Annotated in this window: 20 protein-coding genes, 1 tRNA gene and 1 pseudogene; 15 read left to right on the top strand and 7 right to left on the bottom strand. The window is 43.1% G+C overall.

The window, feature by feature from the left end:
* The 4 genes and pseudogenes from EHO59_RS11455 to EHO59_RS11440 form a co-directional block, all read left to right on the top strand.
* Positions 1-106: pseudogene (locus EHO59_RS11455) on the top strand (NADH-quinone oxidoreductase subunit B family protein); the annotation flags it as partial.
* 289 nt (positions 107-395) lie between these two features.
* On the top strand, positions 396-2,297 hold the full coding sequence (locus EHO59_RS11450) for a PAS domain S-box protein (RefSeq protein ID WP_135588089.1): 1,902 nt from the start codon (positions 396-398) through the stop codon (positions 2,295-2,297).
* A complete protein-coding gene (locus tag EHO59_RS11445; RefSeq protein ID WP_135588087.1) occupies positions 2,294-3,502 on the top strand; it encodes an EAL domain-containing response regulator in 1,209 nt (402 codons plus the stop codon). Before EHO59_RS11450 ends, EHO59_RS11445 begins: the two co-directional genes overlap by 4 nt.
* A 21-nt stretch (positions 3,503-3,523) precedes the next feature.
* Positions 3,524-6,274 (top strand): PAS domain-containing sensor histidine kinase, encoded by a 2,751-nt coding sequence (locus EHO59_RS11440; RefSeq protein ID WP_135588085.1) that lies wholly within the window; start codon positions 3,524-3,526, stop codon positions 6,272-6,274.
* Between the two features lie 8 nt (positions 6,275-6,282).
* Here the strand turns inward: EHO59_RS11440 and EHO59_RS11435 are convergent, their stop codons facing one another.
* The 3 genes from EHO59_RS11435 to EHO59_RS11425 are packed head-to-tail and all read right to left on the bottom strand — an operon-like array spanning position 6,283 to position 9,272.
* A complete protein-coding gene (locus EHO59_RS11435) occupies positions 6,283-7,014 on the bottom strand; it encodes a glycosyltransferase family 2 protein (RefSeq protein WP_425460231.1) in 732 nt (243 codons plus the stop codon).
* Complete coding sequence (locus EHO59_RS11430; protein WP_135588083.1) at positions 7,011-8,375, bottom strand: multiheme c-type cytochrome; 1,365 nt, start codon at positions 8,373-8,375, stop codon at positions 7,011-7,013. Before EHO59_RS11430 ends, EHO59_RS11435 begins: the two co-directional genes overlap by 4 nt.
* Positions 8,376-8,384: 9 nt before the next feature.
* The gene (locus EHO59_RS11425; protein WP_135588081.1) at positions 8,385-9,272 is read right to left on the bottom strand and encodes a sulfurtransferase; all 888 of its coding nucleotides are present in this window, start codon (positions 9,270-9,272) and stop codon (positions 8,385-8,387) included.
* Positions 9,273-9,405: 133 nt separating this feature from the next.
* Here EHO59_RS11425 and EHO59_RS11420 point away from each other — a divergent pair, with 133 nt between their 5' ends.
* From EHO59_RS11420 to EHO59_RS11380, 9 genes are all read left to right on the top strand, one after another.
* The gene (locus EHO59_RS11420) at positions 9,406-10,845 is read left to right on the top strand and encodes an MptA/MptB family glycosyltransferase (protein WP_135588079.1); all 1,440 of its coding nucleotides are present in this window, start codon (positions 9,406-9,408) and stop codon (positions 10,843-10,845) included.
* A 154-nt stretch (positions 10,846-10,999) separates the two neighbouring features.
* On the top strand, positions 11,000-11,584 hold the full coding sequence (locus tag EHO59_RS11415) for a helix-turn-helix domain-containing protein (protein WP_135588077.1): 585 nt from the start codon (positions 11,000-11,002) through the stop codon (positions 11,582-11,584).
* 97 nt (positions 11,585-11,681) lie between these two features.
* Positions 11,682-12,758 (top strand): hypothetical protein, encoded by a 1,077-nt coding sequence (locus tag EHO59_RS18290; protein ID WP_246052866.1) that lies wholly within the window; start codon positions 11,682-11,684, stop codon positions 12,756-12,758.
* Between the two features lie 226 nt (positions 12,759-12,984).
* On the top strand, positions 12,985-14,535 hold the full coding sequence (locus EHO59_RS11405; protein ID WP_135588075.1) for a sulfurtransferase: 1,551 nt from the start codon (positions 12,985-12,987) through the stop codon (positions 14,533-14,535).
* Between the two features lie 79 nt (positions 14,536-14,614).
* Positions 14,615-14,983 carry a hypothetical protein gene (locus EHO59_RS11400; protein WP_135588073.1) on the top strand — a complete coding sequence of 123 codons (369 nt, stop codon included), beginning with the start codon at positions 14,615-14,617 and terminating at the stop codon, positions 14,981-14,983.
* Positions 14,984-15,002: 19 nt separating this feature from the next.
* Positions 15,003-15,974 (top strand): hypothetical protein, encoded by a 972-nt coding sequence (locus EHO59_RS11395; RefSeq protein WP_135588071.1) that lies wholly within the window; start codon positions 15,003-15,005, stop codon positions 15,972-15,974.
* 13 nt (positions 15,975-15,987) lie between these two features.
* Positions 15,988-17,436 (top strand): sulfurtransferase, encoded by a 1,449-nt coding sequence (locus EHO59_RS11390; RefSeq protein ID WP_246052864.1) that lies wholly within the window; start codon positions 15,988-15,990, stop codon positions 17,434-17,436.
* Positions 17,424-18,602 (top strand): multiheme c-type cytochrome, encoded by a 1,179-nt coding sequence (locus EHO59_RS11385; RefSeq protein WP_135588069.1) that lies wholly within the window; start codon positions 17,424-17,426, stop codon positions 18,600-18,602. The genes EHO59_RS11390 and EHO59_RS11385 overlap by 13 nt, the downstream gene beginning before the upstream one ends.
* A 52-nt stretch (positions 18,603-18,654) precedes the next feature.
* Positions 18,655-19,404, top strand: coding sequence for a hypothetical protein (locus tag EHO59_RS11380; RefSeq protein WP_135588067.1), 750 nt, complete (start codon positions 18,655-18,657; stop codon positions 19,402-19,404).
* Between the two features lie 19 nt (positions 19,405-19,423).
* On the opposite strand, the gene EHO59_RS11375 is transcribed toward EHO59_RS11380, so the two are convergent.
* Positions 19,424-19,507: transfer RNA gene (locus EHO59_RS11375), tRNA-Leu, on the bottom strand.
* A 25-nt stretch (positions 19,508-19,532) separates the two neighbouring features.
* Complete coding sequence (locus EHO59_RS11370; RefSeq protein ID WP_008595600.1) at positions 19,533-19,937, bottom strand: PaaI family thioesterase; 405 nt, start codon at positions 19,935-19,937, stop codon at positions 19,533-19,535.
* A 109-nt stretch (positions 19,938-20,046) separates the two neighbouring features.
* Between EHO59_RS11370 and EHO59_RS11365 the strand changes: the two genes are divergently transcribed.
* Positions 20,047-22,014, top strand: a complete 1,968-nt coding sequence (locus tag EHO59_RS11365; RefSeq protein WP_135588065.1) for a hypothetical protein — start codon at positions 20,047-20,049, stop codon at positions 22,012-22,014.
* A gap of 121 nt (positions 22,015-22,135) precedes the next feature.
* On the opposite strand, the gene EHO59_RS11360 is transcribed toward EHO59_RS11365, so the two are convergent.
* Complete coding sequence (locus EHO59_RS11360; protein ID WP_135588063.1) at positions 22,136-22,456, bottom strand: hypothetical protein; 321 nt, start codon at positions 22,454-22,456, stop codon at positions 22,136-22,138.
* Positions 22,453-22,818, bottom strand: coding sequence for a hypothetical protein (locus EHO59_RS11355; RefSeq protein ID WP_167882108.1), 366 nt, complete (start codon positions 22,816-22,818; stop codon positions 22,453-22,455). Before EHO59_RS11355 ends, EHO59_RS11360 begins: the two co-directional genes overlap by 4 nt.
* 213 nt (positions 22,819-23,031) lie before the next feature.
* Here EHO59_RS11355 and EHO59_RS11350 point away from each other — a divergent pair, with 213 nt between their 5' ends.
* A complete protein-coding gene (locus EHO59_RS11350) occupies positions 23,032-23,613 on the top strand; it encodes a peroxiredoxin (protein WP_135588059.1) in 582 nt (193 codons plus the stop codon).
* The last annotated feature ends 88 nt before the right edge of the window (positions 23,614-23,701 follow it).

Here is a 23,701-nt window from a genome sequence, read left to right as displayed (position 1 = left end):
TCGTCCGGACGTGATCGTGAGCGCATTCCGTTATCTCATGGGAAAAAAGAAATATTCCTTCAGAGAAGAGCTCTCCAAGTTCATCGCGAACAAGAAAGCCAACTAATCTTCTAACCGAAATACTTAGCCTCATACGCGGATGTGATCCTTTGCGCCGCGTAGAAGGCTTTTCCTGCAGTTCTTTTCCGAATGATCCTGGGGATCACTTGCAGAATGATTCTTAAAAATCGGTTTTTAGAAAAACCGGAATAGTTCTTTTTCCCAATAAATCCCCCGATCTTTCCTCTTTCGTTCAGTATACACAGTCTTTTTCGTCAAATCCGAGCACATGTTTTTTGGCTTTTTCATTGATCGAATCCCTCCTAAGATTATGATTTGGCGCTTGGATTTATGATATGGACTTTTGGAAGGTCCAAAGGCGGATTCTGATCATCGAAGATCGCGAAGATGAGTATAGAGATATACGGAGTCTTCTGGGAGCGATCGAAGGGAGTAATGTCCTTTCGGTGAGGGCGTTTAACGCGGAAGAAGCGGAGGCCCGTCTAGCATCCGAATTTTTCGATATAATCATCGCTTCTCACAGCGAAGGAAAAAGCCTGATCCCGAGGAAGGATTTGGATCACTATTACCTTCCCCCCTTGATCCTGATCGTTGAGAATGCGGAGATTCGCAAGGCATTAAGAGGAAAGGAAGCAAATGTTTCCGATATTCTAATTAAGGAAAACTTAAATTTCGATCTGTTAGATAAATCGATCCGTGTCCTTCTTCTGAATAAGAAGAATGAAGAGTCGATGAACCTTCTCCGGATGGGAATAGAAAGATCGAATGATATCTTTCTGATTACGGAAGCCAATCCTATAGACGCTCCCGGGCCTAAGATCGTTTATGTGAACGAGGCATTTGAAAGGCTTACAGGCTATAAGAGAGAAGAAGTCATTGGAAAGACCCCTCGTATTTTGCAGGGACCTAAGACAGACCGAGCGATTCTCGCTACAATAAGAGACAGCATTTCCAAGGGACAGCCTTGTTTTGCAGAAGTAATCAATTACGATAAAGACGGGAAAGAATACTGGATCGAGATGGATATCTTTCCGATCACGAATGAGAAAGGTGTGACTACTCATTTGATGGGAATAGAAAGGGACACTACCGAAAGAAAGAATACGGAAGAACGTCTCAGACATTCTCAGAAGATGGAAGCAATCGGCCAACTCGCCGGCGGAATGGCTCACGATTTCAATAATCTATTAAACGTAATATTAGCAAATCTAGATCTACTAGAATTAAAACTGAAGGATTCAGAGGATCTACTCAAGAGAGTTCGATCGGCTCAAGATGCAATTCAAAGAGGGGCGGACGTCAATAAGAGGCTTCTCGCATTTTCCAGAAAGCAAGCATTGAATCCGGAACCTTGCGATGTGAATCAGATCCTAAGGGACTTCCGTCCTATATTGGATCAGATTAGAACGGAGAAGATAGAGATAGAGTATGAATTCTCCGACGAAAAGCTTGTTTGCGACATAGAAAAGAGCGGTTTAGAAAACGCTGTCTTGAATCTGGCTTTGAATGCAAGAGACTCCATGCCCAATGGTGGGAAAATATATATTTCCTCAGGATTTTTGAGGAATGGAGAGGAAACAGGTTCTAGAATTTCAGGTTTGGAACCCGTAGATTACAGTCTCATCACTGTTACAGATACCGGAACCGGTATGGATGACGCGACTAAGGCCCGTATCTTTGATCCTTTTTTTTCCACTAAGGGAGGAGGGAAAGGGACCGGTTTAGGATTGACCATGGTTTATGGTTTTGTAAAACAATCGAACGGTTTTTTGAAAGTGATCACTGTGCCGGATTACGGCTCCAGTTTTTTGATCTTTCTGCCTCTTCTGAAAAATTCTTCGGAAGAGATCTCACTCTCTATCGATCATAAAAACTCCTCGGTTAGAAAAAAGGCCTTGGTGATAGAAGAGAATCGGGAGACCGCGGAGCTTGTTGGAGTGTATTTAAGAGAATTGGGCTTCGAGCCCCTTCTAACCTCGGATATAAAACGTCTCACTCATTTCTTCTCGGGAGATTCTAATATTTCTTTTGTATTATTGGATCTCCAGTTGGCGAAATCGAAAGGCGTAGATATCAAAACCGAGTTGGGTCGATTCGGTGCTCAAAGAGTCATACTTACTTCGTCTAACGATCCGAAGGAATTCGAAATATCGAATGGATTTCCATTTATTCGTAAGCCTTATACTAAAATGGCTTTGAAGGAAGCGGTTCGTAAGATTGGAGAAGATCTAGCATGACGGATCCTAAGAACGCAAAGAAACTTTTGATCCTGGACGATGAGGAAGAGATCGCCAAGATCTTAGGAGAGATTGCGGAAGACTGCGGATTCTCGGTTTCTCTCACGCATACTGCTCCCGATTTTCTAAACAAAGTAGATGTAAGCTTTGATTGCGTGATATTGGATCTTATGATCCCAGGTATGGATGGAGTGGACGTTATTCGCTCTTTATCTGAGAAGGAAGTACATCCGGATGTGATCCTGATCTCTGGAGCGGATCGCAGGACTCTTCATAGCGCTGAGACATTGGCGGGAGAATACGGACTGAATATCGTAGCGGTTATGGAAAAGCCGATCCGAGTCTCCGATATCCGAGGGATCCTCGCTGCAATGATCGAGAAGGAAGCGAAAGATAGTTCTTCTCGTGCGAAAGCCGGAGGCGGCGGCAAAGAAGGACCCGTTTTTACAAAAGAAGAATTATTGGATGGGATTCATTCCAATCAATTCATACTGTATTATCAACCTAAATTCGATTTAAAGACCGGCAAGGTAGAAGGTTTCGAATCTCTAGTCAGATGGAATCATCCCAAACTTGGACTCGTATTTCCTGATTCCTTTCTTCCCCTCATGGAAAAGGAAACTTCTATCTTGAATCTAATGACGGAGAAGATCATCGATCTAGCTCTAGACGAAACAAGGATCTGGAAAGCAAACGGGGGAAGTCTTCGTGTAGCGGTTAATGTTTCTCCTGTTACATTGACCGAGTTGGATTTTCCGGAGAGGATTCTTTCTAAAATTAAGAATAAGAATATTCCGCAGAGCCAATTCCAAATGGAGATTACGGAGACAAGCTTCTTGGAAAACATCCGATTCACTCAAGACATTCTAACAAGATTGAGGATTCGGGGGATAGGCTTGTCTATTGATGACTTTGGGACAGGCTATTCGTCCCTGAAACAATTGCATAGATTCCCTTTTACTGAGTTGAAAATCGACAAATCCTTCGTTATGGATTCCCCAAGGGATAGGGAATCGTTATTTATTTGTCAAGCGTCCATAGATTTGGGGCACAAGTTAGGAATGAATGTCGTTGCGGAAGGCATCGAAACTGCAGAAGTTGAGAGATTGATGAAAGAAGCCGGATGTGACGTAGGCCAGGGCTATTATTATTCTAGGCCAATTCCTCCCGAAAAAATCCCGGAAATCCTTTCCAAATTCGGCTAAGCCTACCAACGTAGGTAGGAAATGGCTACGGGTCGCAACGAAGAATTTTCTAAGCAAGGCCCCTTAGGCAACTTGCCTGAGTCGAACCAAGAGGTCGGACCCATATTAGATTCGATCTCGGATGCATTTATCTTCTCCGACTCGAATTGGAATTTAACATATATAAATGAAAAGGCCGAAAATCTATTTCGCCATCCTCGCGAAGAATTGATCGGCAAGAATCTGCTCAAAGATTTCCCGGGACTGCTCGGGACAGACTTCGAAACGAACTATAAAAGAGCTAAAGAGACTGCAAAGCCGCAAGCATTCGAGGTCTTCTACAAGCCTGCTAATATTTGGTTAGAAGGAAGGATCTATCCTCGTCCGGAAGGATTCCTGATCTACTATATAGATATAACTCAAAGAAAGAGAAGAGAGATTATTTGGACCATAGGAGAAAGCCTTCTTTGGGATATTTCCACTTCGGATACGTTGAGCTCCGCTTTTGAAAAGGCTCTTAGAACATTAATTAAGAATACTGAATGGACTTTCGGACAAATCTGGAGATCTAAAGAAGGATTGGTTTATATCAATCATGGAGATCCTTATGTTTATACATCCGATACCCAGATTTCTTTTAGAGAAGACTCCGTCGGTAAAATGTTCAATAGCAAAGAAGGTATTCTTAAGATACTAAATGATACAGGTGAACTCTATTTTATTCAGGATCTAGAAAAAGATGATAAGCTAAAGAGAAGAAATGCGGCGCTCGCTTCCGGATTTCGATCTTGGTTAGGAATTCCTATCATATCTAACGGAAGATTTTACGAGATAGAACTTCTCTCCGAAAGAGTACTAAACGAAGAAGAAGCATATTTGGATCTACTCGAAGTAGTTTCCAAACGATTTGCAGAGATCGTAAGCAGAAGGGCTGCAGATGAGGAAAGAAAGGCGATGATAGAACTTTCTTCCGATATTATTCTCACTATTACTTCGGATTGTCAGATACGTAAGATGAATCCGGCATTCAGTAAACTTTTAGGTTACGAAAGAAAATACCTAATTAACAAAAATATATTGAACTTCCTGCATCCTGACGACGTGGAGATCACGAAACAAAAGATATCAACAGTATCTAAGGAAAGATTCGAGAGCCGTTGTATTACGAAAGATGGAAGGACTAGATACTTATTTTGGAATATGGTCCAGTCTCCCGATTCGGGGACCATATTCTGCATCGGTAGAGATATCACCGAAGACAAACTTTCTCTCCAGACTTTGGAATCCTTTGCGGACAAATTAAATCGAAACAAAGAGCAACTTCAAAAGGCCCAGAAGATCGCGAAAATGGGAAGCTGGAGTATGGAATTTGAGGGAGAATTGTCCTGGTCTCCCGGTCTTTATGAAATATTTGATTTGGATCCTAAGATTCCTGCGCCTAGCTTCGAAGAATTTATAGAGTTCGTTCATGCGGATGACAGAGAACGTATATTAAAGAATTATGAAAAGTTCGTCGTAGAAGGTGTTTTCGAAGAAGCTGAGCTAAGAATCATTACAAGAGAAGGTCGCGAAAAAACCTTGATGGTCAAGGGAGAAGTCATCCTGAGTAAGCAAGGCAATGTGATCGGAAGTTCCGGAACTATGCAGGATATCACTGAAGAAAAGGAATGGAACGATTCCATGAGACAACTTCAGAAGATGGAAGCAGTGGGTCAGCTTGCAGGAGGAATGGCTCACGATTTCAATAACCTTCTGAATATCATTCTTGCGAACTTGGATCTTCTGGAACTTCATTTAAGAGAAACACCTGAATTGTTAAAACGAGTCTTCTCTGCACAGGATGCAGTGCAAAGAGGCGCTGAATTAAATCGAAGACTTCTCTCCTTCTCTCGTAAACAAGCCGTAAATCCTGAGGTCGCAGATGTGAATCATGTTGTCTCCGATTTTCTTTCCATCGTTTCCAAAATACGGAACGATATAGTCAGTTTGGAGTTTTGTTCCGAAGATTTTCCTTTGCTATGCTCTTTCGAGAAGAATGGTCTGGAAAATGCGATCTTGAATCTATGTTTGAACTCGAGAGATGCGATGCCTAAGGGAGGCCGAATTCTTATCAACGTAGCATTTTCTCCTGCGGGAAGGGAAAATCATAATGCTCTTCTCGGAGGTTTGGAAATGGGAGATGCCTGTGTAATTTCCGTAAGGGATGAGGGAACAGGCATGGATTCAGCTACGCAAGAAAGAGTATTTGAACCATTCTTTACCACGAAGGACACAGGAAAGGGGACTGGGCTTGGAATGCCAATGGTTTACGGATTTGTAAAGCAGTCCAATGGAGCCATTTCTATTCACAGTGAATTGAATAAAGGGACTACAATAGAGATATATCTTCCTTTAGCCAGAGAACCCGAATTATTTACAGACGAGAATCCTCCTGAAGTTAGGGATCGAAAATTGCTCGTAGTGGAGAAGAATCTAAAAGGAGAGAATTATCTCTGCGCCTTACTCAAGAGAGCCGGATATGATATACTACATGCTTATGATATTTATGAATCTAAAGCAGTTCTGGAGAGCCAGACTGGGATAACCATGGTCTTTGTAGATGAAGATATTTGTCTAGGCGAATCGGAAGCAATCGAATGGGAAAAACTAAAAAGCCAGTATCGGATCATTACAGTTTCGGAATGGAATACCAAATCGCTAGAGTTAACCGAAAATCATCTCAAAAGACCTTATAGCTGGGGAAAGATCCGAAAAATATTGGATTCTTCTGTTTTGGACCGAAATAGAGTATAGGAATTCTATTATGCTTTCGTAAAGAAAGTCAGCTTAAAGAAAATATAAAGGATCTTAAAACCAGCCTTCAGACTTCCGATCAAATTTCCGCTGATCTTTGATTTTCCTCCCTTTCGCTTTTCGTAATGTACCGGGATTTCCCTTATAATCATTCTTTTTCGGACAGCTTTAATTTGCATTTCCAGATTCCAACCCCAGGTAAGATCCTTTAATTCCAAAGAGAGAAGAGAATCCCATCTTAATATTCGGAAGGGTCCTAAATCAGAAAAGGAAACCCCGTAAAATACCCGGATCAAAAAACAAGAAAGAGAATTGCCGAATTTTTGTAAAAAGGAAAGTGAACCTTCTTCCGCCTTACCTTGGGTTCTGGAACCGATCACAAAATCAGTGGCGGTATTCTCTTCGAAAGGATAAAACAAGTCTTTCAAATCATTCGTATCATCGGAACCGTCTGCGTCTAAAAATACGATATGAGTGGGAGAAGCATCAGATCGTTTCAAGAATTCGATGCCCGCCAAGCAAGCTGCCCCATAGCCTCTTCTTGGTTCATGGATTAGGATCGCTCCTGCTTGGATGGCAATGTTCGGCGTAGAATCCTTGGAGCCGTTGTCCAAGACTAAGATCTGATCGGGACGAATTCCTAAACGAAGAAGAGAATCCAAAACGCCAGGAAGACTTTCTTCTTCGTTTAATGCAGGAATCAGGAATTTTGCCGATGACCAAATCGGTTGCAAGATCATTCTCCTCTTCGGTTAGAGGATATTCGTATCAATTCTTCAGGAGAATACAATTTTCTTTTCTGGGTCCGCAAATCGGCTTCTTCTTTGTAGATGAGACTGGAGAAGGGGTAATGCTCTTCTACTTTTGCGATCTTTCTCTTAAATTCTTCTGTAGCCAGATCATTTCCTTTTCTCATGTACTCCGCATTGGATTCCTTTAGGCGAATATGATAAAGTTCTAAAACAATTCTTGTCGGAGAATTAGAAGAATGAACAGTAAAGGTTTCTTTCCAGTTCTTTGTCTCTCCGGGAAGTATCCTCGTATCGGAGACCATTTTGGCCTTAGGATACCATTCCCATTCCTGACCGAACTTGATTTCCTTCTTTTCCAATAGGTTTCCTTTTTGATCCAAAATAGAGACCCTTCCTAATAGAAACCTTTCCGGATCTCCGGTAGGAATATTATGAGCTGCCTTTTCGTTCTTAATAGAAATTGAATATTCCAATCCATTCTTTAAGAAGCTCCAACGGATAGGATCGACTTTTAGCCCGATCCTATATCCTCCTGGAATTTGCTTCTGGTAGAGATCGAATCTCTTAGGGACTCCTCCTCCTATGAAAGCGTGTTTATGAGCCTTTCGTACTGGAGTTCCTAATTCGGCTTTCACGAATCTGCGCTGGACTTCTTGCATGTGACAAGATCCGCAGGTTTCTTTTCCATGAGTCGCCTTAGACGCTTGTAATTCGTTGCCAGTCTTGAACGCGCAGACTAACTGATCGTCTAATTCATAATTCGCATTATGGCAATCTAAACAGCGCTGTCTTAGTTTCTCAGGTTGGATCCGAACCGGATGCGGTGGTTTAGTTTCTCCATTTGCCCCAATCACATAAGAATTTCCTTGTTCATCCAAGCGAACATGGCAAGCAGCGCAGGTAATCGCTTCTGCCTTCATCTTAGGATCGAAGTGAGGATTTTTTTCTTCTATCGGAAGTTTATAGTCTCCGTTCTGGAGATAGTTGACTAGATTCTCCCTCTGATTTGCTACAGGAGTATGGCAATTTAAGCAAAGCCATTTGGGAGAAGAAGACTTAGTAAGCTCCGATTGGAATTGTATGTCGGAAAGAGCGTTAGCGTGAGTGGATGTCTTCCATTCTTGATAGATTTCGGTATGACATCTGCCGCAATTCTCTGCACGCACTTCTCCCACTCCTGCAAGAGGAGGAAGATTCGGTATCGGCTTTGCCCAATGTGCGTTCGCAAAAACCTGATTCACGGAAACAGGCTCTAGGCTTCGACTCGGCCAAAGAAGATATGCGATTCCCAAGGAAAAAAATAAAAATCCTAGACTCCAGTAGATCTTTTTCTTTTGAGCAAGAGACATCAGTTGATCTTATTTTAAAACCAAGGGATGATTTTCAAATTTAGGAGAAGTCCACTCCCACATGGAACCTGCGTAATTCTTAGCATCGTATCCTAGGGAAATTAAAACGGAGGTCATCCATCCGGATCGAACTCCTCCTGTGCAATAAGAGATCACAGTCTTATCTTTGGAGATTCCTAACTCGTGCAATTTGGGAAGTATCTTAGAATCTGACAAGAGATATCCATTCTTGTCCAAGAGTTGTTTATAGTACAGCCATTTTGCTCCAGGAAGATGTCCGCCCTTTGATTCTCCGTAAGGAGTCTCTCCCAAAAATTCTCTTTCTTCTCTCGTATCTATAAAGATGGATTTCTTGTCCTTCAGTTTGTTTCGGACTAATTGAACATCCGCGGTCAGGTTCCCTTTATCGTTCGATTCGCTTTTGATCTTTTCGAGTAGATCCGGGCGAGAAGGGATTGCGGAACCGGAAGACTTTCGGATTGCTCCATATCCTCCGTCTACGATAAAAGATTTAGAAAATCCTAATGAACGCAAGGACCATACAATTCTTCCTTCTTCTCCCCAGCCATTGACTGGGTCTCCATAGACTAAAATAATATTATCTTCTTTTAATCCTTTTTTGTGTAAGACTTCCTTAGCTTCCGATTTTGGAAGAAGGTTCCCTTGAAAAGGAGAATCCTTGCGAGAGATCGATTGCCAATCCAAGGAAACCGATTTTGGAAAAGAAGAGAGACTGATTCCTTCTCTGGCATCTACGAATATCGCACCTTGCTTGGACAAATACAATGCTTCGGGAGCTCCTAAGAACCAACCCCTAAGTCCAGAGACGCGATCCTCGGTTGCCCAAAGAGAAGAGGAGACTAGAAAAATGAAAACCAGCGATACAAATCCTTGCATTCCAACAGACCTAGGCGAGCTTTGCATAATGTCAATAAAGAATACGAAATATTCTATATAACAGATTATATTTGCTATTACGGATAGATATTCTGATTATTTTGGATAAAATCTTGTGCATGAGTAGAATAAATTGGTAAATATACATTCGAAGGGAAGGGGGAGTCGGTTACTGGGAACCGGAATTTGGATCTGGCTTCCCCTCTTTTTATTCTATTCTACGATCTTCATAGGTTTCGAGATCCTGAATCGAGAGAGGGAGCTTAGCGGGATTTCTTACATCGTTGGGTTCTTTGTTCTATCCAGTGCATATCTACTTTTGTTTAAGTTTAGGATCTCAAGACAGTCGGAGATCTTAGGATTTGTTTTCAGTCTTCTTGTTAGGATATTGTTAGTTTTTCTTTTTCCTATTTTTGAAGATGATTGGGCTAGATATCTTTGGGATGGATTCCAAACTAGCCAGGGTGGAACTCCTTACGGAGTTGCTCCGGAGATGTTCTTTTCCGATCCGGATCCTATCCGTTCCGAGATCTTATCCAGGATCAATCATCCGGATTGGCCTACGATCTACGGTCCTATACTCGAGATTTACTTTTTTATAATACATCAATTGTTGCCCTGGAAACTCTGGGCTTTAAAATTCTTTTTACTCATTCCTGATCTCGGGCTTTTCTATCTTATCCGAAAAAAATTGGGAAGAAGTTCCGGGATGCTCTATTTCTGGAATCCGATTCTTTTAAAGGAGGTCTTTTTAAACGGCCATCCTGATATTCTAGGGATCTTTTTGTTGTTCCTTTCTTTTCTATTAGTAAAGAAGGGAAGAATAAAAACCGGATTCTTTGTTTGGGGATTCAGTTTGGCTACAAAGAATTTTGGAATCCTGCTCTTTCCTTTTCTGATTCTTTACTCCATAAAAAATCTAACGCGGCAAGGAATATGGTCCGCAAGGAATTTCATTCGTTCCTTTGCTTCCGGTTTGCTATTTTCAATTCTTGCAATTGCGATCTCTTACTTACCTTTTCTAATTCATTCCAAGGAGACGGATATCGGGATCGTTTCCAAATTTGTGAACGGATTCGAGTTCTTTCCCTTAGGATATTCTTGGTTGAAGTTTCTTTTCGGTGATTCGTCCAGATACGCTTGGATTGGGATCGTTTTGGGGAGCATTCTGTTTTTCTTATGTTTTGGAGATTTCCTTTCTTTCAATAAGGATCGATCCTCATTCGAATCATATAGGTTTCGGAGCAAGTTTCCTGAAGGACGCATAGGAGCGATTTTCTTTCTATTCTTCTTCTTTTCTCCCGTGGTCAATGCTTGGTACTTACTTTGGATGCTGCCTTTTTTGGTTCGGGTGCGTAGATCCTTTCTCCCGTCCTGGTGCTTTCTCTTTCTTGGCCAACTTGCGTATTTGAATTTTGCAAATTTGGGGGACTGTGCTTCCGTCCTGGAAAAGGGATATTATTCCCATCCGCAATGGCTCCTTCTTCCGGTTTCTGCGTTCCTCTGGCTTGGTTTCCTAGCTTGGGTTGGAGCTAAGAAACTTGGTAGGAACTCCATCTTCCCCGCCAAATAGAAGTTTAGACTCTAAAAATCCTGATTCTGTTTAATATAGTTGATATTATTGTATTATTTTAAATATTTAGTATAATAAATTGGATAAATTTCCAAAAAATAAGAGAATTTCTTTGGAACTGAAACAAAACTCGGGTAAAAAGGAGGGAAAAGAAATGCCTACTATCGATCCGATCGAAAGGGGACTGATCCAATCCATTGGCAGTTTGGTTCGAAAGAGAAGACAAGAACTTGGCCTTTCTTTAGGGAAACTGGCTGAGCTTTCTCAGGTGAGTCGAGGAATGTTGAGTTTGGTGGAGTCAGGCAAGGCTGCCCCTTCCATCGCGCTTTTGTGGAAAATCTCCAGAGCGATCCGGCTTCCTCTTTCTAGTTTGATGGAATTTTCCAAAGAGGAATTTCCTAAGATCTTTAGAAAAGAAGACTCTGAAGAGAATCAATTGGAAGGCGGCAATTACAAGATCCGTCCTCTCTTGCATGAAGAAACGAGGTTTCAGGTCAGACTATTCGAGGTCCGTCTTTTCTCAGGAGTGGCTAAGACCTTTATTACAAAAACTCAATCTAAGCAGAGACAAAATCTACTGCTTCAATCCGGAAGCCTGAGATTGAAGGTAGGAGGGAAATGGTTCGATCTGGAAGAAGGGGATACCATGACCTTCTTAGGAAAGGACTTACAAGAGCTTGCGAATCTAGGGGAAAGAGATTCCCTTTTACTTTGGTCCTCTTCTCTTTCCGATGATTGAATATTGAAAAATTTAGAAGCGAAAATCTATTTTTGTTTATTGCAATTCTTAAGCGTTCCTTTCACGATATTCCCGTTCATCTTTCCTGGGAATGTCTTTGCCTCTTTCCGATTTAAAAGATAAGATCCGAAATCATAAAAGATTACTTATTAGTATCTTATTCGGCTTTCTATTCTTCTTTGTATTTAAAGAAGGTTCTTATTTCTTATATAAGTCCAATCCTCAATCCAAGGTGATCAATTCCGGATTTTATTATTTGGCTAAAACGGATCTGTCTTCGGAATATGATTCGGATTCCTTTCTTTTTCCGTATCATATTTATTTGAGCAAGGCGGAGCTTTCTCCGGAACAATTTAAAAGATATTGTTCTTATATTCTATTTTTCTCATCTACTTTGCTCGTAGTTTATGCGGCGAATAGCTTGGGTATCTTTGCCGCTTTATTCTTTGGTCTTTTTCTTTTACTGTCTCCCTTATTTTTGATCCAAACGAATTGGATCGGATTTCCGGATCATTTTACGTTTTTATGGTCCATTCTTCTCATCCTTTGTCTGGATCGTTTGGATCTGCAAAAGAAGAAGGTTTCCTATCTTTCTTTTCTTTTTCTGATCTGCGTTCTAGGAGCGTGGACCCATTTTTATCAGTTCTCTATAATTGCGGGACTCGTTGGATTCGTATTCTTTTTTGAGAAGAAGCTGGACAGGACTTCTCTTATCGTACTGATAGTCGGACTTTTGTTTGGACGATTGAGTTCTATTCTTCTTTTTTATTCGTATGGCATTCCTCTCGTAGAGAGAAGACTTTCTACGGCTCAGTCCTTGGATCTAAGGACTTGGTATTCTATGCATACGAGTCTTCTTCTTTTGACATTATTCTCTTTTTTGAATGGACTTATATTCCTTTGGATAGAAAGCGTTGTCCGACGTAGGATCCTGATGCTTCTTCTTTGCTTAGCAACCTTGGCTGTGACTTTCTTTACTGCGGATAGCACTCGGGTATTTGCCAATTTATTCTATCCTGCTTGGATCTCTGTCTTTCTTGTCCGAGCAAGACTTGGATTTGAGAAGAAGGAAAAATTCCTCCTAGGAACGTTACTCGCTCTTGGTCTCCTTCTTACGATCTCAATGGATCTGTTCTATAAATGGGGAAGTAAGATCATTTATTTAAAGGGTTAATTCTTCTTTCGGACCAAATCGGTCCAAATTCCTCTTATCCCTAGACTTCGTTCTATTTAATAATTTGATCTTCATATTAAAATATTATTCAATTAAACGGATAATATGTTCATTATAGTGAAATAAACTTTGTATTAACGAACCTGTTTTCCAAGTTCAGTCGTAAGAGTCCGCAGTGGAGAGAAACGAGGGAAGCCCGACCGGACCAGCTATCGAGGAAAACAAAATGAAAAACACTCTTATATATACGAGCCTCCTAGCAGTTTCGCTGGGATTACTTGGGAACTGTGGCGGAGGAGGCGGTGGCAGTAGTGCAGGATTAGCCGCTCTTGGTCTTGGTGGAGGAACCGGCGTTAAGGTTTCTTCTGCTTCTGATCTGGTGGTGGAATCTTCTGACAATTACGACGACAACAAATACGGTCTGATCTCTTCGACAACTCTCAGAACTTGGGTAAGCAATTGGTCCGCGAATAAGCCTGCAGGTATTACGGGTAACTTGGTGATCTACCAAGCGAACCGTGTGGGAACTGATTCGAACAAGAGCTTAATTCTTCCTACAACTGGAGTGAAGGTCTTCGTTGCGGTGGATGGAAATACTCCTGCGCAATATTCGTGGAAGACTTTCCGTGAAACAAGAAGCAACGGTACGATTTCTATTCCTGGCGGGAATGCATCTACCGGCGGTTTCGGAATTATCAGCGGAGCGAATATCGACGCTTGGTTTCAGACTTACGGCATCGATCCTACTAAGGACTTAATTGTTTTTGCAAGTGGTAACGGAGACAATTACGGATCCATCGGTCACCAGCACTATATCTCCAAGTACTGGGGTGTGGACAACACTCACCTTGCAGTCCTGAACGGAAGCATCAAAGGCCAGTTCCCTGAGTCTGAACTTGGAAACGATTCGGATGCATCTGTTCCTCCATTGGATGGAACCTTCTCTGTTAAACAACTGAAGCATGTGGATAACAGAGTGTTGGCTCTTAGTGTTCAGGATATCATCGATATCGCTAAGAACAATGGTAACCATAGTGTTGCAGGAGTTTCTAAGAACGTGCTGATTGCAGACGTTCGGACAAAAAATACTGTTGATGATCCGAGCACTTACACTGCTTCCGCAGGTTACCAAGAGTATGCTGGTGCGGAGAATGCGACTGGAACCACCTTAACAGGAGGAGGCGCAATTGCTTTCGAAGGTCACCTGAAAGGTGCAGTATTCGTTCCTCACTATAACTTTGTGGATCGCAGCACACTAGATAATGCATACGCATACGGCACATCTGCGGTCGGAACCTTTGCTACTCTGAAGTTCAAGAGCAAGGCTGCAGTTAAGGATCTTTGGGACAATTACGGAACTACTGGTGGTCCGAATACAGGAGCATCCGCATGGCAAGAAGGACAGACGGTTCTTCAATACTGCCGCACAAACACACGTAGCCAAACAAGTGGTCTTACCACTTCTCTCATCTTGGGACGTCCTACCACATTCTTGGAAGATGGTTGGAGTATCTTCGGTCTCTTGGCGGGATCATTTCCATCTGCAACAAACTTCAACGCGGACGTAACTACGGGAGACGTATATCCATCCGTTCCGGATGACTTTGCTCCTGATGTGCAAGGTGCGGTAGAAACCGGCACTTATGCATCTCCAGTCGCAGGAGCTCACTACAATAGCGGAGTGAAAGAATCCACAGTAAATTACTTCGGTATCAATTCCGGAGGAATTACTACGAAGAAAGTATTCGAGGACGACTGGAACTACAAAAACCAATAATTCTCTGAAACATAGAGCCGAAGGCGAGTGTTCGCCTTCGGTATATTACTAAAACATAAAAAAGAGGGGTTAGTAAATCATGAAATCGTTTCGTTTAGTCGCCGTTGTCACGGTGATCTTCTTGTCATTTTTCGATCCTCTATTCGCTTCCGGCGGATTTGGAGGAGGTTCCGTTGCCGGGCAGGCACTTAGGGGAAAGGAAAGAGAAAAATTTAATCTTGGGAAAGCTATTTATAACGGAGAAGTCGCTTTAGACGCAAAGAAGGAAGAGCTAGTTAAGACCCAAAAGAACAGACTCGAATATCTGCAAGGTTCTCTTCCGAATGCGGAAAAGGGAAGGGTCAATCTGGAAGACTTGGCGGGAAAATTATCGGAAGAGCAGATATCTGCTCTGGAATTCTTCGTAAGCATCCGCTTCAACGTGAAGTTGGAGGAGAAGAAAGAGTAAATTCTGGATTTATTATATAATGAAATATTCATTTAAGAAGGGAGTCTTTCTTTCCTTTCTATTCTTGGTCCAACCGGTTTTTTTCGGCGAATTGTTCGCACAGACGGTTTGGGCACCATATCAAAGACAATTATGGGTACGGACAACCGCAGTGAATTCCGTTTACGATTCCGCCTTTGTGGGCAAGTATCATGCTTCTTACGATGATGATGTAAGGATCAACGTAGGAGCGATCGCGTTCGAATACGGGATTACGGATCGACTCACCATGGATATTCAGACCGGTTTCGGAAAATTAGGAAGGACTCAGCTTATCAATCGATATTTCGGTACACTGACTTCTCCTGAGCAACCAGACAAATATGGATTCGTGGATTCTCGGGCTGGAATTCGTTATAAGGTGATCGATGAATATGATCACGATTCCATCTGGATCCCAACGATTACTGTGAGGATCGGCGGGATCAAAAAGGGAGACTACGATCGAACTCCTCAGGCTTTGGGAGACGGAGCGAACGGAGGAGAATTAAATATTTATTATGGTAAGGACTTCAACTTTTGGGGACTCGGTGCATTGGGTGAAACCAGCTATCGCAAAAGAGAGAAACCTGTTCCGGATGATTTTCTATACTATGGCGCGCTTTATAAAAGATTTATGGATTCATTTATCTTTATAGTGGGAGCAAGGGGGCAGATCGGTCAAGGCGGCTATGCGTTTGCGGATCCGAGAGCAACTCCTCCTTTGAACCTGATTCAGATAGATCCTCCGTCCATCGGTGCTTTGGGCACGAGTTGGTATGATTATTATCTTCAGCATGATCGTCCGGCTTGGGGAAGAAAAGAGATCTATCATAATTTCGAGATGAGTCTAGGGTATACGGATAAATACGGAAATTACTATAATTTCTTTTATTCCCATACTTATTCCGGCTACAACACGGCCATCTTGAGAACTTTTGGATTCATGATCAATTTTCCGTTCAACTTATAATGAGGAGAAGAAAATGAAATATTCAGAATTTATAATGCGTTGGGCCCTTTTTGTTCTGCCCATTCTATACTCGGGATGTAGAAATGCCCCCGAATACATCACTCTTCCGGAGAAATTTGCCTTACTTACTCCGGTGCATGTATTCAATACAGAGCAGCTAGTGTCTATATCGAAAGATGATTATAGCTTGAATACGTATGGACTCATAACTGCGACGACTCTCGAGTCTTGGAGATCGAATTGGAAATCCAATCGCCCATCAGGCATCTCCGGAAAGCTTGTCATACTCCAGATCAGCGGTGGAACTTTCTCCGGTTCTTATATCCGACCGGAAACGGATGTCAAAGTGTACCAAGCATCCAGTGCTTCCTCCGATTATACGTTTTATGGACAGACAAGATTTAATGGTGTCTTGGATACGGAGACCATTGTTCCGGAAGGAAAAAATATAGACGGTTTTTTGAAATTCTTTGGGATCAATCCGGCTAATGATCTTATCGTTCTTGCTCAAGATATTGCTTCCGACGGAAATCTAATGCTAACTCTTAGAGCTTGGTACACTCTATATTATTGGGGAGTAGATAAAACTCATCTTGCGGTCCTAAACGGTTCTGTTTCCTCGAAGATTGCCTCAGGAGATCTTACGGGAGGTTTCAGCTTTAGCGTTCCAAGTTCCAGCGGCGCCGGTAAGATCGGAGATCTGCATAGGGATCATACGATCATCCAAGCGACTCTTGCAGATGTGTTTAACGCAGTGCAAGGGATTACCGAACCTACTTTCGAGAATTCAACTGCAGTGCCAGAAGGAGGAGTCTTCTTATTGGATGCGAGGACTCCAGCAGAATATGATGGGACAGGCACGACGAGTGGGCCTTCCAATTATACCTGCAACAATACTCCGAATTGCTATACATCGTACGAAGGTCATATTAATGGAGCGAAGAATATTCCTTTCACAAGCTTCGTAGATTCAAATAAGGAATTTTTATCAAAGTCAACACTCGCAGCCTTATTGAGTAGCAACGGATTTACGGAAGGACAAACCATCATCACTTATTGCAGAACGAATGTAAGATCGGCGATCACTGGGTTTGCCACCTTCGCTATTCTAGGGTATCCGACTCGATTTTACGATGGGTCTTGGGTGGAATGGGGAACACTTGCGTATGATGGAGACCAAGCATGGTCGAATCTAAGCGCAAACTCTCCTTGGCGCACCGACAGGAGCATCATCACCAATTCGATCACCTACAATGTGGGAAAGAGCGGATTAACGGATGATAATATAGCAAATCTTAATACGTATTTTACTCCTGCGCGTAGCTTTGCGAAAGGAACAAACGAAATCATTACGGAAGACAAAAAATATCTAGTGAACTCTGCTTCTTCAGGAAGTGGAGGGCGCAGCGGCGGCGGAAATACCGGCGGTGGTGGGGGCGGAGGCAACCCTTGCGGAGGATAAAACTTCTTCCTTGGACCGCGATCTTAGCGGTTCTCTTCTTTCTCATCGCATGTAAGAAAGAGGATTTTCATCAACGGCATTGGGCATTCCCCCTCGAATCCCAAGGCTCGCTTAAACTAGAACCAAGCCCCGCGACCTGCGGGACTTGCCATCCCCGGCAATATGGTTCTTGGAAGGCGACTCTTCATTCCCGGGCCTTGGGCCCGGGTTTTCTTTGGCAATTGCCTAAATTAGGAAAACATTCTTCGGAGAATTGCTTTAACTGCCATGCATCCAATCCTGAAGTGAAACAGTATTGGTATGAGCGCTTAGGCTGGGAGAAGGCTGAAGCTTCCACCTGGAAGACAGGGATCGCAGAGGAAGGAGTGCAATGCTTTAGCTGTCATTTTCGTAAAGGAGAAGTGTATGGACCTCCAAGGAGAGAAGGGGAAAGTCATATATTACAAAATCAAAATATATCTCATGGGGGCTTCCACTCTCGAAAGGAATTCGAAGAATCAGAATTTTGCAAGTCCTGCCATCAATCTCCCGAAACCGGAAGAAAGATTAACGGAAAGAAGCTTATGGACGTGTACGGCCAATGGAAGACCTCGAAATTTGCCGCTCAAAAGGTCCAATGCCAAAACTGTCATATGCCTGATAGAAAGCATGAATGGAAGGGGATATCTGATCCTGAGATGGTAAGAAGAGGGATCAATGCAAGTCTGGATTTCTTGCCAAGAGAAGAAGGAGGTGAATTCATTGCGGCTCTAAAGAATGAAGGAGTAGGGCATTCCTTTCCTACGTATTCGGTGCCAAAGGTATACTTAGAAATGAATGCCAATTATAAGAATGGAAAATCCCAGAGGCTAAAAACGGCAACGATCGGCTGGATGTTGGATCTGGAGTTACAAAATGAGATCTACGATACAAGACTTTCTCCGGGAGAGACATCTTTCTTAAAAGTGAGCCTTTCGAAGGAGGAGTTAGAGAAAATACAAAGCATTCAATTCATCGTTAGGGTCGATCCAAAAGAATATTATAAAAGAATGTTTGAGGATAATTGGAAGGCAAGAACTACATTTACTGAAGAAGCGAAGCCTTGGATCCTTCCCCAATTACAAAAGGCTTTGCAGGAGGCAAATTCGGCTGAGTATGAACTTTTACGTTTGGAATGGAAGAGGTAGTTACTAAAAACTAGTTTTCCAACATACATTCCTATAAAAAATCATCCTAAGAATGAGCGCTTTATGGAATGAACCTGAGTTTCCCAAACTCATACTCGCTTACAGAGAAGCTTTAAAGAGAAGATATTCCGTCCAAAATATTTCCAAGTATCCGAGGTTTGTTTCTATTCCTAAAGAAAGAGTAGATCTTCTCGTGAGATATTTCTTGGAGCTTCTGTATCCGGAATGGGAAGGTAGGCAAAAGTTAAACGGAGCTTTTGAATCCTTAGCAGGATTTGTTCATTCTCCATCCAAGGTCTTCGGGTTGCTCGGATCTCTCAGTTCAGCGGTTTTTAAATTGGGAAGGCATTTGAAATCCGCCTTTCAAGCGGGATTTGCCGCATTGCATTCCTATGTAACTGCCCAGCGTTTCGAAGAGATCATGTTTGTCGCATCTAAGAAATTGTTAAGCGAAGGAAGCGATCTGCAAGATCCGAATATATTCTCTAAGGTACTTGCTTCCGTTCCTAAAAAGGACGCGGACCAATTCAGAGAAGATATAGTGAAACTATTTCGGACTCTATCCGACAGAGAGCTTTTAAATAAGATCAAACAACTCATGGAAGCCGTCGTCAATACCATGAGATCCAAGCCAAAGACTTATACTGAACAAGAAGTCGATGGGATCCTTTTGGGTGTGGGAATTCTCACAAAGGGAGAGGAATTATTCGAAGGAATGAGCAGAGAAGAAATGGATCTTGTTTTGGAAGCGATTGATCGGATTGAGAAGGATGCCTTTGAAGAGGCGATTCGGGGGTCTTGAGGAGAGAATAGAAAACCCATGCCGACGGTCGGAGTCGAACCGACACGAGGTTGCCCTCGCTGGATTTTGAATCCAGTGCGTCTACCAATTCCACCACATCGGCGGGTTTGTAGTATTCCGTTATTGGATCAGGAATCGAGCTCGATGTATTTGCCCTTTCCGCGGGCTACAATCTTGCCGATCTCATTCTCGATTTCAGCACGGTTTTCGATCACTTTCTTATTCTTTTTTACGAACCAGCCGCGAAGATGCAATGGTTGATTGACTTGCGCAGGTTGCAAAAAGCGGATCGTTAACTCGCCTGTTGTCGTTTTAAAATTCATCGCTTCGTTGATTTTGGCCATGATTTCGTCCAAAATAGTGGCAATGATCCCGGGATGAATTACGTCGGGAGACCCTTGAAATTTCTCAGGTACCGTGTAGTCACCATAAGCGGTCTTTGTATCTTCGTCAAAGGTGATCTTTAACTGCAGACCGTCCGGATTATCAGGACTAGACCCGAAACTCAGGTTTTCCCGAACCGTTGATTTCATATATGTCAACTTATTACTTAACATTCATGGTGTCAATCCTAAAATCATAAAGGACTTTGTTTAAGAACGATGTAATACTCTGTCGAAAATAATAGGTAAGAACCTTTTCATGACGGCTCTTCTTTTATTACTCGGATTGCTTTCGGCGGGAGCCGGAGCGTACACTCTATTTCGAGATCCAAATAGATCTCAAGGACCTTCCGTACCTGCACCCGGTGGTGGATCTTCTGGAGCAGGTGGGGGCGCTTCGGGTGGTGGAGGTTCTGCACCCGCAGCGGATAGAGGAAAACTTGTAAACGTTGGAGAGCAGGATTCGGCTCCTCAAGCCCAAGCCCCCTCTAAAGGAGGAGCACCTTCTTCTCCACAAGCACCACAAGCGGAAGGACAAGAATGGAGTCCGCCTTCTCCAGGAGAAGGAAAGCCCGACTACCCAGGTTTAAAGAAGAAGGAAAAGCTCCAACTTCCTCACAGCACCGACGATATCATTCGGAATAATTCCCGTTACGCTCATCATAGAAGACCTCTTCTTCATTCGGAAGCGTTGGTCGATAAGGAGAATTTTCTAGGTGCGCTTGAGATCCTAAAGAGGACTAACGCTAGGATCCCCGATCAAGATATCAACGAGAAGATAGATGATAATATCCAAGCGATTCAAGATCACCTAACGTCTCCTCCTCAAGAAGAAACATATACTCCTGATGACCCTAATTATTCAGGCCCTCCTATTCCTATGGGAGATCTTGTACGAGCGATCAAAGATATCAGTCAGGCAATGGGAAACAGTCTTTCTCAAGGCTTTGGAAATCCTATCCAGATACAAGCTCCTCCCGGAACGGAGGCTCCACGCTTACCTGCAGAATTACCTCCTGGCCCTGTTTCTTATCAGATCATTTCGTACGCTCCTTCTTCGGGGCCGATGCCTCCTCCGCCTCCGGGCGCTCCTATTTCTTATTCAGGGACTGGCGGTTTTCCTCCACCACCTCCATCACAACCACCACCAGGAGCTCCAGCAGGAGAAGGTCCAGGTGGATATGAGCCGCCGCCCGAGGCTCCGCAGAAACCATCTACTCCGGATCATTTAGATCCAAGTGAGATGGATCTTCCGGAAGATACTTTCTTCACGGATGAATGGGAGAAGTTTAAGGACCTTCCTCTTGTTGATAGAAGAACAGGAGAAGATCGTCGTGCCGGCGGAGAAAGACGAGGAGATAGTGGAACTCGTAAAGATAGAAGGGACGAGCAGGATAGAAGAAAAGAAGATCTCTTTCAACAGAGAGATGATTATCTCAAGCAGAAGGCAGAAGAGAAACAACAGGAAAGAGAAAGACAGGCCTTAGAAGAACCGGCTCCTCAAGATTGGCCGAGACCTGAGTATCCTCTTTCAGATCAATTGCCTGGCTACGCGCCTGCAGTTCTTCCAGAAGTTGATCTTGTTCCTATACGTCTTCCCGATCCGGAAGATAAGGTTCTTAGAGAGCCTGCAGATGCTCCTGCTTCTGCTCCCGCAGGAGAAGCCGCAGCGCCAGGTCCGGTAGATCTTCCTAAGATCGATTTGCCTGATCCAGTAGATGAGAATAAGCAGGAAGAATATACTCCTGAGATTCCTCCTATGGCTCCGCAAGCGGGAGCTGCTCCCTCGCCGACCCAATCGATTTCGGATGAGGCTCCAGAGATCGAAGTCCTGGACGGAGGTCTCGAGCCTTTAGAACAGGATCGTCCTGAATCCGGAGGAGGTGACAAGGACGACGAGCCTAAGATGATCCACGGTATCCTGGAGCTTAAACCTCCAGAAGTGGATGATGCTCCCTTCTTAACGCTTACTTACGACTTCGGCAAGATACCTCACTCATTCAAGCTCTCTAAGAATTACAGTATTATGGAATACTCATATTATAAGTATAAACCGATGCTGATCAAGGCTCAGGAGTTTGCTCGAAGAAAGATGCTGAAGAATGCATTGAACTATTATCGAGTGATCAAATCCCAGAATATTCCTCCCGAACTCAGAAAGATGATCAATCGTAATATCAAGGATATTACCGAGTTCATGGAGAAATACCTAATGGCGAAGGGCTGAGGATGGCCCCCACCCTTTTCGGGTGGGGAGGCGGGTCCCCAGTGGGAGGGACTCGCGTCTCTATATCTGAAAAACTCTTTTTTTACAAGAGGTTATTTTACAAAGCAAATTCGTGTGGGAACTATTCGATGACCGTCGCGTTCACAGTACTGCAAAGAAAAGTTCCGATCAATCCGTGATACCAGTCCTGTTCTAGAGTGATCTTTGCAACGTATTTATCCATCGTCTTAACTTGCAAGGCCCTCATCGCATAATACAATGTGGTATTCGAAGAGGTGGGAATAAAATCGAGCAAATGATAGCCGCAGCTACTTTCGGAAATTACTACTTCTTTTCCATTCGCAGGTTTTTCCGTTCTTGTATTTGGCAACGTAAGTGAGATCGGGCCGGAGCTACATTGGACCGAAAGCAAAATAATAAATAGTAAACAGGCCTTTTTCATTTCACTACATCTCCCGTTATGATTACGCATCTGGTATGGCCTAAGAGCCAATAATACCAGGTTTCTTCTACAGTTACGTTCTTGATCCCTTTCGCGCCGGGAACGCTTAGGATCGCGTTTTGCAATGCTCTTTCCATTCTGCTATTGAATCGGATCGGAATGAAGTCCAAGATCATTGCTCCTGGAACGGAGAGAATCTTTGAGCCGCAAGCTTCTCCGCTGGCCCGGGTTATGACCTCTCTTTCCGTATTATTTTCATTCATGAGCATCACTTCGCCCGAATGGCAATGGATGAGGAAGATTGATAGAAGTAAGAATGTAGATCGAAGGACCAAATTCTTTAGATTTCTGTAATATATCATTAAGGGGACGTTTTTCCTAACTAGGGAATTTAGCAAGCATTCCCTCCTGGCAATGCACGCTCTCTAAAATATAGGCAATTGAGGACGAAAACCGGCCTGAAAATTTGGCAGAAAGGATCGGTTTGGGGAATTTCTGGAGATTCAAAAAAAGAAAAACTGCTTCCCTTCCCGAATGTCTAAATTTAGAATGATTCTAAATAGGAGATTATCTCAATGCCTCAAGTTACTTCACTCGCGCCGGATTTCAAAGCGGAAGCCGTAATCGGCCAGCAAATCAAGGAAATCAAACTTTCCGATTATAAGGGAAAGTGGGTCGTTCTCTTCTTCTGGCCTTTGGATTTTACTTTCGTTTGTCCGACGGAAATTATCGAATACGATGCGAAACTAGACGAATTCAAGAAACTCGGAGCGGAAGTTCTGGGAGTTTCCGTTGACAGCGCATTCACTCACCTTGCTTGGAAAAACACTCCTCGCAAACAAGGCGGTCTGGGAGACATCAAGTATCCTTTGATTGCGGATATAACCAAGTCTATCGCTAGAGACTATGGTGTTTTGACAGAAGGTGGAGTTGCTCTTCGTGGAACTTTCGTGATCGACCCTGCAGGTGTGATCCGTCAATCCACCATCAACGATCTTCCTGTAGGAAGAAATATCGATGAAGCGATCCGTTTGGTAAAAGCTTTCCAATACGTGGAAAAACACGGCGAAGTTTGCCCTGCAAACTGGGACGAAGGAAAGAAAACCATGAAAGCGGACCCAGAAAAGTCCAAAGAATACTTCTCTGCGGTAAACTAATCCTTAACTCATGGAATCCGGTCCAAGGACCGGATTCTTCTCTCTTCTTCTCCCCGAATTTCTCCTGGTCCAAGAGGACCCTCTTCTA

It is taken from the genome of Leptospira semungkisensis (assembly GCF_004770055.1).
Classification (GTDB): Bacteria; Spirochaetota; Leptospiria; order Leptospirales; family Leptospiraceae; genus Leptospira_B; species Leptospira_B semungkisensis.
This window is presented reverse-complemented; position numbering and strand designations above follow the sequence as displayed.

Coding starts and splice junctions, on each gene's coding strand:
- EHO59_RS11450 (WP_135588089.1), top strand. CDS start 396: ATGGACTTTTGGAAGGTCCAAAGGCGGATTCTGATCATCGAAGATCGC.
- EHO59_RS11445 (WP_135588087.1), top strand. CDS start 2,294: ATGACGGATCCTAAGAACGCAAAGAAACTTTTGATCCTGGACGATGAG.
- EHO59_RS11440 (WP_135588085.1), top strand. CDS start 3,524: ATGGCTACGGGTCGCAACGAAGAATTTTCTAAGCAAGGCCCCTTAGGC.
- EHO59_RS11435 (WP_425460231.1), bottom strand. CDS start 7,014: ATGATCTTGCAACCGATTTGGTCATCGGCAAAATTCCTGATTCCTGCA.
- EHO59_RS11430 (WP_135588083.1), bottom strand. CDS start 8,375: ATGTCTCTTGCTCAAAAGAAAAAGATCTACTGGAGTCTAGGATTTTTA.
- EHO59_RS11425 (WP_135588081.1), bottom strand. CDS start 9,272: ATGCAAGGATTTGTATCGCTGGTTTTCATTTTTCTAGTCTCCTCTTCT.
- EHO59_RS11415 (WP_135588077.1), top strand. CDS start 11,000: ATGCCTACTATCGATCCGATCGAAAGGGGACTGATCCAATCCATTGGC.
- EHO59_RS11405 (WP_135588075.1), top strand. CDS start 12,985: ATGAAAAACACTCTTATATATACGAGCCTCCTAGCAGTTTCGCTGGGA.
- EHO59_RS11400 (WP_135588073.1), top strand. CDS start 14,615: ATGAAATCGTTTCGTTTAGTCGCCGTTGTCACGGTGATCTTCTTGTCA.
- EHO59_RS11395 (WP_135588071.1), top strand. CDS start 15,003: ATGAAATATTCATTTAAGAAGGGAGTCTTTCTTTCCTTTCTATTCTTG.
- EHO59_RS11390 (WP_246052864.1), top strand. CDS start 15,988: ATGAAATATTCAGAATTTATAATGCGTTGGGCCCTTTTTGTTCTGCCC.
- EHO59_RS11380 (WP_135588067.1), top strand. CDS start 18,655: ATGAGCGCTTTATGGAATGAACCTGAGTTTCCCAAACTCATACTCGCT.
- EHO59_RS11370 (WP_008595600.1), bottom strand. CDS start 19,937: ATGAAATCAACGGTTCGGGAAAACCTGAGTTTCGGGTCTAGTCCTGAT.
- EHO59_RS11365 (WP_135588065.1), top strand. CDS start 20,047: ATGACGGCTCTTCTTTTATTACTCGGATTGCTTTCGGCGGGAGCCGGA.
- EHO59_RS11360 (WP_135588063.1), bottom strand. CDS start 22,456: ATGAAAAAGGCCTGTTTACTATTTATTATTTTGCTTTCGGTCCAATGT.
- EHO59_RS11355 (WP_167882108.1), bottom strand. CDS start 22,818: ATGATATATTACAGAAATCTAAAGAATTTGGTCCTTCGATCTACATTC.
- EHO59_RS11350 (WP_135588059.1), top strand. CDS start 23,032: ATGCCTCAAGTTACTTCACTCGCGCCGGATTTCAAAGCGGAAGCCGTA.